13 protein-coding genes are annotated in these 14,574 nt (G+C 74.9%); 6 read left to right on the top strand and 7 right to left on the bottom strand.

All coding sequences use genetic code 11. The features are described from left to right. The 5 genes from RYN42_RS16310 to RYN42_RS16330 form a co-directional block, all read right to left on the bottom strand. Positions 1-707, bottom strand: a 707-nt coding sequence (locus RYN42_RS16310) for a hypothetical protein (protein WP_315097862.1), incomplete at its 3' end; no start/stop codon positions are given. A 90-nt stretch (positions 708-797) separates the two neighbouring features. Next, the gene (locus RYN42_RS16315; protein WP_315097863.1) at positions 798-3,368 is read right to left on the bottom strand and encodes an FtsX-like permease family protein; all 2,571 of its coding nucleotides are present in this window, start codon (positions 3,366-3,368) and stop codon (positions 798-800) included. A gap of 23 nt (positions 3,369-3,391) precedes the next feature. Further along, the gene (locus RYN42_RS16320) at positions 3,392-4,195 is read right to left on the bottom strand and encodes an ABC transporter ATP-binding protein (protein WP_399552514.1); all 804 of its coding nucleotides are present in this window, start codon (positions 4,193-4,195) and stop codon (positions 3,392-3,394) included. Positions 4,196-4,314: 119 nt separating this feature from the next. After that, positions 4,315-5,031, bottom strand: a complete 717-nt coding sequence (locus RYN42_RS16325; RefSeq protein WP_315097864.1) for a response regulator transcription factor — start codon at positions 5,029-5,031, stop codon at positions 4,315-4,317. Beyond that, the gene (locus RYN42_RS16330; protein ID WP_315097865.1) at positions 5,028-6,362 is read right to left on the bottom strand and encodes a sensor histidine kinase; all 1,335 of its coding nucleotides are present in this window, start codon (positions 6,360-6,362) and stop codon (positions 5,028-5,030) included. The genes RYN42_RS16325 and RYN42_RS16330 overlap by 4 nt, the downstream gene beginning before the upstream one ends. A gap of 153 nt (positions 6,363-6,515) precedes the next feature. Between RYN42_RS16330 and RYN42_RS16335 the strand changes: the two genes are divergently transcribed. From RYN42_RS16335 to manA, 3 genes are all read left to right on the top strand, one after another. After that, positions 6,516-7,217, top strand: a complete 702-nt coding sequence (locus tag RYN42_RS16335) for a response regulator transcription factor (protein ID WP_315097866.1) — start codon at positions 6,516-6,518, stop codon at positions 7,215-7,217. A gap of 4 nt (positions 7,218-7,221) precedes the next feature. Continuing rightward, positions 7,222-8,544 carry an ATP-binding protein gene (locus tag RYN42_RS16340; RefSeq protein ID WP_315097867.1) on the top strand — a complete coding sequence of 441 codons (1,323 nt, stop codon included), beginning with the start codon at positions 7,222-7,224 and terminating at the stop codon, positions 8,542-8,544. Positions 8,545-8,648: 104 nt separating this feature from the next. After that, complete coding sequence (gene manA, locus RYN42_RS16345) at positions 8,649-9,845, top strand: mannose-6-phosphate isomerase, class I (RefSeq protein ID WP_315097868.1); 1,197 nt, start codon at positions 8,649-8,651, stop codon at positions 9,843-9,845. Positions 9,846-9,851: 6 nt separating this feature from the next. On the opposite strand, the gene RYN42_RS16350 is transcribed toward manA, so the two are convergent. Next, entirely contained in the window at positions 9,852-10,358 is a 507-nt protein-coding gene (locus RYN42_RS16350; protein ID WP_315097869.1) for a GtrA family protein, read from the bottom strand. Positions 10,359-10,482: 124 nt separating this feature from the next. On the opposite strand from RYN42_RS16350, the gene RYN42_RS16355 reads away from it, so the two are divergent. The 3 genes from RYN42_RS16355 (at position 10,483) to RYN42_RS16365 (ending at position 13,479) form a co-directional block, all read left to right on the top strand. Then, on the top strand, positions 10,483-11,649 hold the full coding sequence (locus RYN42_RS16355; protein ID WP_315097870.1) for a 5-(carboxyamino)imidazole ribonucleotide synthase: 1,167 nt from the start codon (positions 10,483-10,485) through the stop codon (positions 11,647-11,649). 91 nt (positions 11,650-11,740) lie between these two features. Beyond that, positions 11,741-12,280 (top strand): 5-(carboxyamino)imidazole ribonucleotide mutase, encoded by a 540-nt coding sequence (purE, locus tag RYN42_RS16360; protein WP_315097871.1) that lies wholly within the window; start codon positions 11,741-11,743, stop codon positions 12,278-12,280. A 71-nt stretch (positions 12,281-12,351) separates the two neighbouring features. Beyond that, on the top strand, positions 12,352-13,479 hold the full coding sequence (locus tag RYN42_RS16365; RefSeq protein ID WP_315097872.1) for an acyltransferase: 1,128 nt from the start codon (positions 12,352-12,354) through the stop codon (positions 13,477-13,479). Between the two features lie 17 nt (positions 13,480-13,496). On the opposite strand, the gene RYN42_RS16370 is transcribed toward RYN42_RS16365, so the two are convergent. Beyond that, positions 13,497-14,417, bottom strand: coding sequence for an LCP family protein (locus RYN42_RS16370; protein ID WP_315097873.1), 921 nt, complete (start codon positions 14,415-14,417; stop codon positions 13,497-13,499). Positions 14,418-14,574 lie beyond the last annotated feature (157 nt).

Here is a 14,574-nt window from a genome sequence, read left to right on the forward strand (position 1 = left end):
GGCGCCACGGCGAGGGCGGCACCGACGACGCCCACGAGGGCGAGGAGCGGCTGGTGCAGGACCGCCGCCAGCGTGACCGAGCCCACCAGCGGGGTCAGCCAGCCGGCCACCGCCGGAGCTCGCTGCTCCTCACGCGGCTCCTGCTGACGCCCCTCCTCAGCGCCGCGGCGGCGCACCTCCATCGTGGTCGCCCCGACCTGCCAGGGCGTGCCGGTGCGCCGCAGCCACCAGCGGTGCCCGCCGGCGGCACGCACGTGCACCCGGCCGCGGCGGTGGCGCAGCTCGACGTGACCCATGGTGGGGTCGGCGACCGGCAGGTCGACGAGGGGCGAGCCGATCGGTCCGGGCCACCCGACCCGTACCGTGGCGCCCGGCGGGAGGGCCAGCACCCCGCCGCAGTCCGGGCCGGCGGTGACCGCGACGTGCGCGTCCGCGCGCAGGGCAGCCTGCGTCACGGAGGGCGGGCCCGGCTCGGCGCGCAGCACGCAGCCGTCGACGAGCGGCGGCTGGCCGACCAGGTGGTCGTCGGCGAGCGGGACCTCGTCCACGCACACGCACCCGCGGGCGTCGACCCACCCGGTATGGCCCGTGAGCCGCGCGAGCAGCGGACGCAGGGTCGCCACCGAGGTGCCGGACTGCGCCTCGACGTCTGTGCGGACGAGGGTTCGGCCACGCGCCGGGTCCGGGTGCAGCAGGCTCAGGCGCATCGGACGACGATCGCCGCCCCGCGCGTGCGGGACGGCGATCGTCGTGGTGCCGGGGGACCGGGTGGTCCGCCCACAGGCCCGCTGGTCGGGTCAGTCGACAGCGAGCGCCGCCACGGGGGAGGTGCGCGCGGCGGCCCGTCCGGGCAGGACCGACGCGAGCAGCCCTGCGCCGAGGGCGACCACCAGGAGCAGCGCCAGGTCCCGCCAGGGGATGACGAGCATGACGTCCCCCACCTCGCCGAACACGATCACCGCTCCGGCCCAGCCGTACAGGAGGCCGAGCCCCGCACCGAGCACCGCACCGACGCCCGCGATGAGCATCCCCTCGACGGCGAGCATCACCCGCAGCTGGCGCCGCGACAGCCCGATCGCCCGCAGGGTCGCCGACTCGCGCCGCCGCTCGAGCACCGAGAGCGACAGGGTGTTGGCCACGCCGATGAGGGCGATGACCACGGCGACCCCCAGGAGCCCGATGACGATCGCGAGGAGCGTGTCGATCACCTGCTCGTACCCGGCCCGCTCGGCACCGGCGCTGCTCACCTCTGCCGGGGTGTCGGGCAGCGCGGCCCGGACGTCCTGGAGCACGAGCGCGGCGTCCGCCGCAGGGTCGAGGCTGACCCAGAGGACCGAGACGGGCGCCTGCGGTGCCAGCGCGTCGAGCGTCGTCGGCGTGACGAGGGAGTACAGGCCGCCCAGGTCGCTGACGACGGGGTCGAGCGTGGTCGTCGACCCTCCGGGCGCCGGCGTCGAGTCGTCCCACGCCTGCGCGAACGCGGTCGCCGGTGTCGGGCCCTCGGGGGCCTGCTCGGCGAGGCCCTTCGGGAGGAGCACGACGCCGTCCGCGAGGCCCTGCGCCGTGGTCGGGTCGCGCAGGACGTCCGTGGGGGAGCCCGTCGCCGGAGCCGCCGCCCAGATCCAGACGTCGCCCAGCTGGACGGACGCCACGCGCATCTCCAGCACCGTGTCGATGCCACTGACCCCCTCCACCGCCGGGGTCACGTCGGCCGACAGTGCCGGGTCGTCCCCCTGGACGGTGCCGTCGACCACCAGGTCCACGGGGTACTGCTCGTCGAGCTCCTGGGCGAGCGACACCCGGGCGCTGGCGGCGCCCGTGCTCATCATCGCCACCAGGGTCACGCCGATGAGCAGGGCGGCGCTGGTGGCGGCCGTCCGGCGCGGGTTGCGGACCGTGTTCGCGGCCGCCAGCCGGGCGCTGGTGCCGGTGCGCGCCAGCGCGCGTCCGGCCAGCGCGACGACCTTCGGCACCCAGAAGACGGCGCCGACGAGCACCCCGACGAACGACAGGGCGCCGGCGAGGACTCCCACGCCGAGCAGCAGGTTGGGGTCGGCGCGGCCGGTGCTGGCCAGCACCGTGGTGAGCAGCATGACCCCGACGCCACCGAGCATCAGGAGCACGGCCGCGCCCAGGCGGACCTTGCCGCCGCGCGCCGTGACGGCGGGGGCGTCGACCGGACGGAGCGCCGCGATCGGGGAGACCCGGGTGGCCTCGCGAGCCGGCACCAACGAGGCGAGGACCGTGACGAGCGTGCCCACGACGAGGGGCAGCAGGACCACCGGGACGGTCACCTGGATCGTGCCCGGCAGCGGGACGCCGAGGTCGAGGCGCCCCAGCACCAGGAGAGCGGCCTGGGCGAGGCCCATGCCCAGGGCGAGCCCGGCCGCGGACGCCACCGAGCCCAGGATCGCCGCCTCCAGCAGCACCGAGCGGCGCAGCTGGCTCTTGCCGGCACCCACGCACCGCAGCAGGGCGAGCGTGCGGGTGCGCTGCGCGACGAGGACCTGGAACGTGTTGGCGATGACGAGCGCGGCGACCAGCAGCGCCACGGCGGCGAACCCGAGCACGACGGTCACCAGCACGTTGCCGCCGTCGGAGAACTCGGAGATCGACCGGGCCGCGGACTCGTCCTTGGTCAGCGCCTCGGCGTCGGGGACCAGGGGTGCGACCACGTCGCGCAGGGCCAGCGGGCTGGTGCCGGGGTCCGCGGCGACGAGCGTCTTGGAGCCCAGCTCGGTCAGCGAGTCGACCTCGTACCAGCGCAGCAGGTCCTCCGCCGTGACGAGTCCCGCGCCCCCGGACTGCGACCAGGCGCCCGACGGGTCCGACGCGATGCCCGTCACGACGACGTCGTCGAGCGCCGGCCGCCAGACCCTCTCGGCCTCGTCGACCCCGTCGTCGGTCGTCCCGGCCGTCTCGGCGTCCGCCGGCTCGGAGGTGCTCCACCGGACCTGCACCTCGTCGCCGACGCCGACACCGAGCGCCTCCGCCGTCGAGGCGGGCAGGGCGATCTCGCCCGCCGACGTCGGCACGGTGCCGGACTCGACCGCGAGCGAGGCCAGCCGGGGGTCGTCGGTGGTGGTCAGCATGAGCTGCCAGCGGCTGGTGCCGCCCTTGCGGATCTCGATCCCGCTGGGCGCCAGCACGTCGGCGGCCTGCACCTGCGGCAGGGCGCGGACGTCGTCGAGCTGTGCCTGGCTGAGGTCACCGCTCAGCACGAGGTCGGCGTCCGCGTACGTCGCGGTGACCGCGTCGTAGCCGGTGCGGGTGATGACGTTGCCGGCCAGCAGCGTGGTGGCCAGGAACGCCGTGCCGATGGCGATCGCGATGGCGGCCGCGGTGAGGCGGCCGAGGCTGCGGCGCATCTGCGCCAAGGTCAGTCGCAGCATCAGAGCGCCGCCGGCTGGTCGAGCGTGCGGAGGGCCTCGAGGCCGGTGAGCACGGACTCCGGCGTCGGGTCGGCGATGTCGCCGGCGATCCGGCCGTCGGCCAGCAGCACCACACGGTCCGCGTACGCGGCGGCCGTCGGGTCGTGCGTGACCATGATGACCGTGCGTCCCAGCTCGCGCACCGAGCGGCGCAGGAAGCTGAGCACCTCCGCGCCTGAGCGCGAGTCGAGGTTGCCCGTGGGCTCGTCGGCGAAGACGACCTCGGGCCGGGCGATGAGGGCGCGGGCGATCGCGACCCGCTGCTGCTGGCCGCCGGAGAGCTCGGCCGGCCGGTGCGTCAGGCGCTGGCCCAGCCCGAGCGTGGAGACCAGGGTGTCGTACCAGCCCTGGTCGACCGCCGTGCCCGCCAGCTCGAGCGGCAGGAGGATGTTCTGCTCGGCGGTGAACATGGGCAGCAGGTTGAAGCTCTGGAACACGAACCCCACCCGGTCGCGGCGCAGGCGGGTCAGCGCGCCGTCGTCCAGCGCCGTGATCTCGGTGTCGCCCAGCCGCGCGGTGCCCGCGGTGGCCTGGTCCAGGCCCGCCAGGACGTGCATGAGCGTCGACTTGCCGGAGCCGGAGGGGCCCATGATCGCGGTGAAGGCGCCGGCCGCGAAGTCGACGTCGACACCGTCGAGCGCCCGCACCTCGGCGGCCCCCTGCCCGTAGACCTTGGTGAGGGACCGGGCGCTGACGGCGACCGGTGACCCAGCCGGCACGCGCGGCTGGTCCTCGTCGATCGGGCGGAAGACAGTGGTGTCCACGAGATGCTCCTTCGAGGGCGTTGATGACGCTCACGACGCTACGGAGCGGTCCGGACCCCGCACATCAGGCCCCGGGCTGGTGCTCCGTCATCCCGTGGACCGACACGGCCTCCGCGACCCTAGGAGCCCGGCCGGACCAGCCCGGTCTCGTACGCCACGACGACAGCCTGCACGCGGTCGCGGGCGTGCAGCTTGGCCAGGATGCGGCCCACGTGGGTCTTGACGGTGGCCTCCGCGACGAACAGGTCCGAGCCGATCTCGGTGTTCGACCGGCCGCGCGCCATGAGCAGCAGCACCTCGCGCTCGCGGTCCGTGAGCTCGGCGACCGCGAGCCGCGCGGGGTCCGTCGGTGCCCCGGGCTCCTCGGGGGGCAGGGCGGTCACCAGGTGCTCGAGCAGCCGCTTGGTGCTCGACGGCGCGATCACGGCGTCGCCGGCGTGCACCGTGCGGATGGCGCCGAGCATCTCCTCCGGCGGTGCGTCCTTGAGCAGGAAGCCGCTGGCGCCCGCCCGGATGGCCGCGAGCACGTACTCGTCGAGGTCGAACGTGGTCAGGACGATGACCCGGGGCGCCGGGGAGTCGGCCGTCGCCCGCGCGGTGATCTGCGCCGTGGCGGTGAGGCCGTCCATGGTGGGCATGCGGACGTCCATCAGCACGACGTCGACGGGTCCGGTGGCCGTCCGTGCGGCGGGATCGAGCGCGCGCACCGCCTGCGCCCCGTCGCCCGCCTCGAGCACGACCTCCAGGTCCGGCTGCGAGTCGATCACCATCCGGAACCCGGCGCGGACCAGCTGCTGGTCGTCGACGAGCGCGACGCGGATCGGTCCGGCGGTCATCGGGCGTCCTCGTCCTGGGTGCTCGGCACGGGTGGGGTCCTCTCGTCGGTTCGGGTTCCGGTTCCGGTGGCGGTGGAGTGCTGGTCGGCGGGGGTCGGGAGCCGGGCGCGGACGCGGAACCCGCCCCCCGGACGTGGCCCGGCGGCTACCGTGCCCCCGAACATGGTGGCCCGCTCCCGCATCCCGACCAGCCCCTGACCGAGGCCGTCGGCGTCCGCCGAGGCCCCGCGGCCGTCGTCGCTGACCTCGAGCACGATGCTGTCCGGGAGCCACTGCACCAGCACGGTGACCAGCGGGTCGGGCCCGGCGTGCTTGAGCACGTTGGTCAGCGCCTCCTGCGCGATGCGGTAGACCGTCAGCCCGGCGCCGGGCGGGAGGTTGCGGGGCTCGCCCATGCGCACGAGCGACGCGCGCAGCCCGCTCGCGCGGACCTGGTCGACGAGGGCCCCGATGTCCGACTCCGCCGGCTGCGGGCTGACCCCGGCGGACGGCGCGGGGGCGAGGCCGCCGGGCCCGGTCAGCTCGGTGCGCGCACCGGGCTCAGGCTCGCGTCCGGTGCCTCCGCGCAGCACACCGAGCAGGCGCCGCATGTCCGTGAGGGCCGCGCGGCCGGTCTCCGCGATCGTGCCCAGCGCCCGGGTCGCCGCGGGTGGGTCCGCCTCCGCGGCGTACCGGCCGCCGTCGGCCTGGGCGATCATCACGGTCAGCGAGTGGGCCACGATGTCGTGCATCTCCCGCGCGATGCGGGCCCGTTCCGCCGCGGTCGCGATCTGCGACTGCTGGTCCCGCTCGATCTCGAGCTGCCGCGCCCGGTCCATGAGCGCCGCGATGGTCTCCCGCCGCGAGCGACGCACCAGCCCGAAGGCCCAGACCGACAGCGCCAGGACGCCGGTGAACAGGGCGGTCGACACGGCGCCGGGGGCGTTGTACCAGCCGTTCATGGCGCCGCCGAGCAGGACCGAGCCGACGAGCGCCCCGACGATCGCGACGCGGTGGGCCCAGCGGGGGCCGTGCACGGTCACCGAGTAGAGGGCGATCAGCACCGCGAGGTCCGCCGGCACCACCAGGGGCGAGAAGAACGCGAGCTGGAGCAGCGCAGCCGTGTACACCCCCGCCGCGGACGCGGCCGGGTTGACTCGGCGCCAGGCCAGGGGCGCGACGACCGCGACCGAGAGCAGCGGCGAGGCGAAGGAGCGCATCGCGTTGGCCGACGAGCTCATGATGTCCGTCGAGGTCACGGCCATGACCAGCACGAGGACCGCGGTGCCGACGGCGTCGACGAGGAACAGGTTCTCGTCCTTCCACCGCCGCAGGCGCTCCCAGCTCGTCACCCCACGAGGGTAGGGGTGGGGGTGTCTCCCGGCGTGCCCCCGGGGGACGACACCGGCCGCGGCGGGGTCCCCCCGGAGGAGCAGCCGGTTCACGTGGACACCTGGGCGTGCCCCGCTGGTGGTCAAGGCCGTCCCATGACCTAGCATGGGCGAATGACTCAGGTGCTGCTGGCCGAGGACGATCCCGCGATTGCCGAGCCCCTGGCCCGCGCCCTCGGGCGTGAAGGGTACGACGTGCGCGTGCAAGGCACTGGTCAAGGTGCGATCGACGGCGCCGCCTCCGCCGACCTCGTCGTCCTGGACCTCGGGCTGCCTGACATGGACGGGCTCGACGTCGCACGCGCCATCCGGAACATGGGCCTGACCACGCCGCTGCTGGTGCTCACGGCCCGCGCGGACGAGGTGGACCTCGTGGTCGGCCTCGACGCGGGTGCCGACGACTACGTCACCAAGCCGTTCCGGCTGGCCGAGCTGCTGGCCCGCGTCCGCGCGCTGCTGCGCCGCAGCGTCGGGGACCCCGCGGACGAGGACGAGCTGCACGCGCAGAACGTCCGGGTCGACGTCGCGGCGCACCGCGCGTTCCAGGGCGAGCGGGAGCTGCACCTCACCGCCAAGGAGTTCGACCTCCTGCGGGTGCTCGTCGGCGCGGCCGGGACCGTCGTGGCACGCGAGACCCTCATGCGTGAGGTCTGGGGCTCGGACCCGACCGGTTCGACCAAGACGCTCGACATGCACGTGTCGTGGCTGCGCCGCAAGCTCGGCGACGACGCGAACGCCCCGCGCTACGTCACCACGGTGCGGGGCATGGGGTTCCGGTTCGAGACAGGCGGCGCGGGCGCGTCCGAGCGGGGCTGAGCTCGTGCGTCGTCGCGTCCTGCAGGCGACGATCGCGGCGGTCACCGTCGCGGTCGTCCTGCTCGGCTTCCCCCTGGCGTTCCTCGGCGCCCAGCTGGTCCGCGAGAACGAGATGCAGGCCCTGCAGTCGCGCGCTGCCGATGCGGCCCGCGGCGTCGACTTCCGGCTCGAGCAGGACATCGAGCTGACCGACCGGATGTTCGAGAACGCCGCCGGCGGGCCGGGCGACATCCCGGCCTCCGTGGTGGTCCAGGCGCCGGACGGTGAGGTGTACCGGGCGGGGGAGCGCATCGAGGGTCGCAGCCTGTCGGTGATGGTCGACTCCGACACGGGCGCGAGGGTGATCCTGTACGTCTCGTGGTGGGACGTCTTCTGGCTCAGCGCCCGGGTCATCGCACTCGTCGTCGTGGCCGCCGTCGTGGCGTTCGCCGCCGGGATCGCCATGGCGATCTGGCAGGCGAACCGGCTGACGGCACCGCTGGTCTACCTCGCCGCCTCCGCGGAGCAGCTCGGCGCCGGACAGGTGCGTCCCCGCCTCGAGCCGTCGGGGGTCGAGGAGATCGACCTCGTCGCCGCCGAGCTCGCGCGCAGCGCCGACCGGATGGCGGGCCGGCTGGCCGCCGAGCGGCAGTTCGCGTCCGACGCCTCCCACCAGCTCCGCACGCCGCTGACAGCACTGTCGATGCGGCTCGAGGAGATCATGGTCGCCACCGACGACCCCTCGGTCAGCGAGGAGGCGCGCATCTCCCTGGAGCAGGTCGAGCGGCTCGTACGGGTGGTCGACGACCTGCTGGCCAGCTCGCGCCGGCTGCAGGGCGGGACCACGGAGGCCGTCCGGCTGCTCGAGGTCGTGCACCAGCAGGAGGAGGAGTGGCAGCCGACGTTCCAGGCGAGCGGACGCCGCCTCGTGGTCGAGGTCGACCCTGCGACGCAGGTGCTCGCGACGCCGGGCGCCCTCGCGCAGGTGATCGCCACCCTCATCGAGAACTCGCTCAAGCACGGCGCCGGCACGACGACCGTGCGGTCGCGCCCGGGCGGCCCGTCGGGTGCCGTCGTGGTCGAGGTCGCCGACGAGGGGGCCGGCGTCCCGGACGATCTCGCGCCGCGCATCTTCGAGCGCGAGGTGACCTCCGGCCGCGGCACCGGCCTCGGCCTCGCGCTGGCCCGGGACCTGGCGTCCGCGGACGGCGGCCGGCTCGAGCTCGCCCAGCGTCGGCCCGCGGTGTTCGCCCTGTTCCTCTCGGGTGTGCCCGCGTCGATGCGCCCGGACGTGGTGCTCCCGCTGGGCGCCGTCGTCTCCGCGCGGCCCGATCGTCGCCGGCGGTGACCGGGATGTCCGATATCGCCCGGTCGGCGGCGTCGCCCGGGGTGCCCGGCCCCGTAGCCTAGGAGCACCTGGCCGCCCACGCACCCCGCAGGAGAGCACCCCCCGTGTACCGGATCACGCCCGCCATCCAGCACTATGCGTGGGGTTCGACGACGGCGATCCCCGACGTCCTCGCGCTGGTCCCGGACGGACGGCCGATGGCCGAGGCATGGTTCGGGGCGCACACCAGCGCGCCGGCGACCGCCCAGACCGACCAGGGGATGCGTCGGCTCGACGAGATCATCGCGGCGGACCCGCACCGCCACCTCGGGGCGGACGTCGCCTCCAGGTTCGGCGCGCACCTGCCGTACCTGCTCAAGATCATCGCGGCCGACGCCCCCCTCTCCCTCCAGGTGCACCCGACCCTCGAGCGCGCCCGCGCGGGGTTCGCGGCCCAGGACGCGGCGGGGATCCCGGTGGACGCGCCCGAGCGCAGCTACCGGGACGACAACCATAAGCCGGAGCTCGTCTACGCGCTGAGCCGGCTGGACGCCATGGTCGGCTTCCGAGCCCCCCGGCGGGCCGCGGAGCTGCTGGCGGACCTCGACACCCCGCTGGCGGCCGACCTGCACGCCATACTGGCCGCGGACCCCACGTCGGAGGGCGTCCGCGCGGCCTTCGAGTGGCTCCTGCAGCCCGACACCCGGCCCGGTGCGGCGGACGTCGCCAAGTTCGCCGAGGCGTGCGCCCGCCGGCTCGCCGACGGGTCGCCGTCGCCGCGCACCGACCGCACCGTGAAGCGCCTGGCGACCGCCTACCCGGGAGACCCGGGCGCGGTGACGTCGGTGCTGCTCAACCCGGTCACCCTGAACGCCGGGGAGGCGCTGTTCGTCCCCGCCGGGACCGTCCACGCCTACCTGCACGGGGTCGGCGTCGAGATCATGGCCAACTCCGACAACGTGCTGCGGGCAGGGCTGACGGCCAAGCACGTCGACGTCGACGAGCTGCTGAGCAACGTGGACTGCGTCGCGGCGCCGCCCATCCGGATCGCCCCGGAGCGGGTCTACACCGCGACCCGGATCTTCTACGCCCCCGTCGACGACTTCGAGCTGTCGGTCACGCGCCTGACGGACGACGGCGCCACCCACGTGCCCGGGCGGGGGCCTCGGATCGTCCTGTGCCTGGAGGGCGAGGTCGAGCTCCGAGCCGCCGACGGGAGCGCCCTGCTGCTCACCCGCGGCCAGTCCGTGTTCGTGCCGGCGGCCGACGGTCGGCTCACCGCGTCCGGCGACGCCGTGATCGTGCAGGCCGACGTCCCCTGAGCGGGCTCACGGGTGCGCGGGTGCGTGCAGCCCCGTGAACACCCAGCGCTTGTAGCCGAGGTAGCGCAGCACGGTCCCCACGCCGATCCCCACGATCGTCGCGACGTTGTCCGCGAGCGGGGTGGTCAGGGCGAGCACGTAGTGGGAGAACGCGAGCGTGAGCACGGGGACCCCGGCGCAGACCAGGTTGATCGCGGCGAACACCACCAGCTCACGCGTGGGACGGTCGGTGCGCTGGCGGGAGAAGGTCCAGTGCCGGTTGCCCAGCCACGAGACGATCGTGGCCGCGACGACGGACAGGATCTTGGCGGTGAGGGGCTTGTGCTCGAGCAGCCCGCCCGGACCGAACCGCAGCAGGTTGAACAGGCCGAGGTCGACCACGAACGCGACGCCACCGACGGACAGGAACCGGGCCAGCTCGTAGGCCCGGGCACGCAGGGCGGCCGCCCGCACCGCGGAGCCCACGGGCGCAGGCACGAGCGGGCGGGCGGTCAGCTCGTCGCGCGCGCTCACGAAGCTCCTCGGATGTCGGTCCACTCGGTCCCGCGAGGATAGCCCGCCGGCCTGGGTCCGACCTGCCCGGAACAGCGGCGAACCGTTTCGGCGTCCCGTGGCCCCTCGGCTAGTGTCGTCGCCCGTGACGGCACCCGTGGTGGCAGTGGTCGGTGGCGGGCAGCTGGCCCGCATGATGGCGCCCGCGGCGACCGCGCTCGGGGTGCACCTGCGCGTCCTGGTCGAGAGCGCGACGTCGTCGGCCGCCCAGGTGGTGGTCGACGCGCCCGTGGGCTCGGCGTCCGACGAGGCTGCGATCACCCGGTTGTCCGAGGGTGCCGACGCCCTGACGTTCGAGCACGAGCACGTGCCGAACGCCCTGCTGGACCGGCTGGAGGCGGCGGGGGTCGCGGTCCACCCGGACGCGGCCGCGCTGGTGCACGCGCAGGACAAGATCGTCATGCGGACCCGGCTCGCCGCCCTGGGGGCGCCGGTGCCCGACTGGGCGGAGCTGGGGTCGGCCTCGGACCTGGCGGAGTTCCTCGCCGCGCACGACGGGGTCGCCGTGGTGAAGACCTCCCGCGGGGGGTACGACGGCAAGGGCGTCCGCGTGGTGGGTGACGCGGCGGACGTCGTGGACTGGTTCGCGGCGGTCGCGGACGGCACGGGCGTCCCGCTCCTCGCGGAGGAGAAGGTCCCGTTCACCCGCGAGCTCGCGGTCCTGTTGGCCCGGCGGCCGAGCGGGGAGATCCGCACCTGGCCGGTGGTGGAGTCCGTGCAGCGTGACGGTGTGTGCTCCGAGGTCGTGGCGCCCGCCCCCGACCTGGACCCGGCGACGCAGGCGCAGGCCCTCGACGTCGCGACGCGGATCGCGGCCGGGCTCGGAGTCACCGGCGTGCTGGCCGTGGAGCTCTTCGAGGTCGCCGACGCCGCCGGCGGCCCGCCGCGGGTGCTGGTCAACGAGCTGGCGATGCGCCCCCACAACTCCGGCCACTGGACCATCGACGGCTCCGTGACCAGCCAGTTCGAGCAGCACCTGCGGGCCGTCCTCGACCTGCCGCTGGGGGACACCTCACCGCGCTCGCCCTGGACCGTCATGGCGAACGTGCTGGGCAGCGCCCTGCCGGACCCGGTCGACGCGCTGGCCGACGTCGCCCGGCTCGACGCCGGCGCCAAGGTGCACCTGTACGGCAAGGAGGTGCGGGCCGGGCGCAAGCTCGGCCACGTCAATGTCAGCGGCGACGACCTCGACGACGTCCGGCGGCGTGCGGTGGCCGCGGCTGCCCTGCTGCGGGGGGACGCGTCCGCCTGACGCGAACACCGCACGGCGGGGTGCGCGTGCTGGGTCATGATGGGCGCGCGGCGTCGCCGCGGACGGGTGCCCGGCACGGACGGAGACGGTGATGGCAGCGCAGGCCCTGGTGGGGATCGTCATGGGCTCGGACTCGGACTGGCCGGTCATGAAGGCCGCCGCGGAGGCGCTCGCGGAGTTCGACGTCCCCGTGGAGGTCGACGTGGTCTCCGCGCACCGTCAGCCGGAGAAGATGATCGCGTACGGCCGCAGCGCCGCGGACCGGGGTCTTCGGGTGGTGATCGCGGGAGCCGGGGGAGCCGCCCACCTGCCCGGCATGCTGGCCGCCGTGACCACCCTGCCCGTCGTGGGGGTGCCCGTCCCGCTGGCCTACCTCGACGGCATGGACTCGCTGCTGTCGATCGTGCAGATGCCCGCGGGGGTCCCCGTGGCGACCGTGTCCATCGCCGGCGCCCGGAACGCCGGTCTGCTCGCGGTGCGGATCCTGGCGTCGGGGGACGGCGAGGCCGCGGGGCGGCTGCGTGCGGCGATGGCGGCGTTCCAGGAGGACCTGCAGGGTCAGGCCGACGGCAAGGGCGAGCGCCTGCGCTCGCAGACCAGCGGGCGCCCGAGCGTGGGGTTCAGCGTCTGACCGTGTGAAGGGTCGGTGAGGTCGGGTCCCTCGACTCGCGGGCGCAGCGAGGGCTGCCTACCGTCGAACGAATGACCTCTGCGCCCCGCCCGCGGCTCGCCGCGCTCGACGCCCTGCGCTTCCTGGCTGCCGCCGCGGTCGTGCTCTACCACTTCACCGGCCGCACGAGCACGGCCTGGGGAGACGGTCAGGCCGAGCGGCTCGGCGGCGTGGGTGCGTGGACCGGCTACGGCTCGCTCGGCCCGGAGCTGTTCTTCGTGATCAGCGGCTTCGTCATCCTGATGACCGCGTGGGGTCGTCCCACCGCGCAGGTCGTCGCGTCCCGCGTCGCCCGCCTCTACCCGGCCTACTGGGTCGCGGTGCTGGCCACGGGCGCCCTGCTGCTGTTCCTGTGGCCCGAGGGCAAGCAGGTGACGCCCCAGCAGGTGCTGCTCAACCTCACCATGCTGCAGCCGGTGCTCGGCGTCGAGCACGTGGACGGCGTCTACTGGACGCTCTGGACCGAGCTGCGGTTCTACCTGGTCGTCGGGGTGTTCTCGCTGGTCGGCATCACCCGCCGGCGGGTCGTCGCCGTGGCGCTGGTCTGGCCGTGGGCCGCGCTGCTGGCCGAGCGGACGGGTGCGGCGGGCCTCGCCTCGGTCCTGGTCGCCGACTACGCCCCGCTGTTCGCCGCGGGGATGGCGCTGTACGTGCTGACCGGCGACCGGGACGAGGGCACCCGGCGCGTGCTGCCCTGGGTGGCGGTGGTCCTCAACACGGCGCTCGCCGTCGCCCTGGTCGTCCCGTCGCGCGCAGCGGTGCTCGAGCGCACCACCGGGTTCGCCCCGTCGACCGTCCTGCTCGCCGTCGCGGTGGTCGGCTGCGTCGGGGCCGTCGCCGTCGTGGTGCTCACCCGGGTGCGCCGCTGGGAGCACCGGGGACTGGTGGCGCTCGGCGCGCTCACCTACCCGCTGTACGTGATGCACGACTACTACGGGCTCGCCGTGATCCGGCTGCTCGCCGAACGGGTGCCGGCCGGGGTGGCGCTCGCCGCCGCGCTCCTGGCGGTGACCGCCCTGGCGTGGGCGGTGCACCGGCTCGTGGAGGTGCCGTGCGGTCCGTGGCTGCGCCGTGCGACCCTCGCGGCGCTGGAGCGCCCGCGGGCGGCCGTGCTCGACCGGGTCATGCGTGGACCGCGGCTGGTCGAGGCGATGGCCTGACGGGTCGTCCGGACCGGTCAGGCGCCGGGCACGCCGCCGACCGGGCCCGGGGGCAACGACCCGTCCCGGATCGCCGCGAAGAACGTGGGGGTCGCCGCCGGGTCCAGCTGCACGGTGGAGCCGACGCCGCCGCCCGGGCGGTAGTCCATGCTCACGATCGGCGGCGTGCCCGTGATGCCCTCGGGGCCGTTGGCCGCACGGAACGCGAGGGCCAGCCGCGCGATGTCGACGATGCCCGAGCCGTCGCTCACGGTCAGCGCCTGCGTGCCGGCACCGATGAGCGCGACCTGCTGCCCGGGCCGGGCGATCAGCGAGCTCGGCTCGACCTTGGACATGACCGCACCGATCAGCTGGCGCTGCCGCAGCGCGCGACCGACGTCGCCCGTGGGGTCGGCCTTGCGCATCCGGGCGAACGCGAGCGCCTGGACACCGTCGACGTCGTGGCAGCCCGCGGTCCACACCATGCCGGAGTCGGCGTCGTTCACGTCGGCGTCGTGGCAGAGGTTGACGCCGCCGACGGCGTCGACGATCTGCTCGACACCGGCCATGCCGATCTCGGCGTAGTGGTCGACGGTCAGGCCGGTGAGCCCTTCCACCGTCTGCACCAGGAGTGGGGCCTTGCCCCACGCGAATGCGGCGTTGAGCTTCGAGGAGCCCTGGCCGGGGATCTCGACGAACGTGTCCCGGGGGAGCGAGATGAGCGCCGTCGGACCGCTGGTCGGCACGTGCAGCAGCAGTATCGTGTCGGTGCGCGCGCCCTCGGTGCCGTCGTCCGGCACACCTCCGTCAGCGCGTGAGTCGGAGCCCGTCAGCAGGTACGTGGTCCCGGGGGTGTTCGCCGCGCCGCTGAGCGCCGCGGTGTGCTGCACCTTGCCGTTGGCCCACACGACCAGGCCGATCGGCCAGGCGATGAGGGCGACCAGGAGCACCGCGACCACGCCGATGACCAGCCGCCGCCGACGCGCTCGGGCGGACGGGCCCGGACCAGACGGAGGCGGTGGGGTCGTGGGCTGGCGGGGCGTGCTCGTCGGCTGGCGCGGTCCGGCCGGGCTCGCGGCGCGGGGTCGACCCGTCGCGGGCCGCGAGGTGGTCGAC

It is taken from the genome of uncultured Cellulomonas sp., from assembly GCF_963527515.1.
Taxonomy (GTDB): Bacteria; Actinomycetota; Actinomycetes; order Actinomycetales; family Cellulomonadaceae; genus Cellulomonas.

What these genes read in the sequence shown, in the direction of transcription:
- RYN42_RS16335 (WP_315097866.1), top strand. Translation starts at nt 6,516, where the DNA reads ATGACTCAGGTGCTGCTGGCCGAGGACGATCCCGCGATTGCCGAGCCC.
- RYN42_RS16315 (WP_315097863.1), bottom strand. Translation starts at nt 3,368, where the DNA reads ATGCGCCGCAGCCTCGGCCGCCTCACCGCGGCCGCCATCGCGATCGCC.
- RYN42_RS16365 (WP_315097872.1), top strand. Translation starts at nt 12,352, where the DNA reads ATGACCTCTGCGCCCCGCCCGCGGCTCGCCGCGCTCGACGCCCTGCGC.
- RYN42_RS16325 (WP_315097864.1), bottom strand. Translation starts at nt 5,031, where the DNA reads ATGACCGCCGGACCGATCCGCGTCGCGCTCGTCGACGACCAGCAGCTG.
- purE (WP_315097871.1), top strand. Translation starts at nt 11,741, where the DNA reads ATGGCAGCGCAGGCCCTGGTGGGGATCGTCATGGGCTCGGACTCGGAC.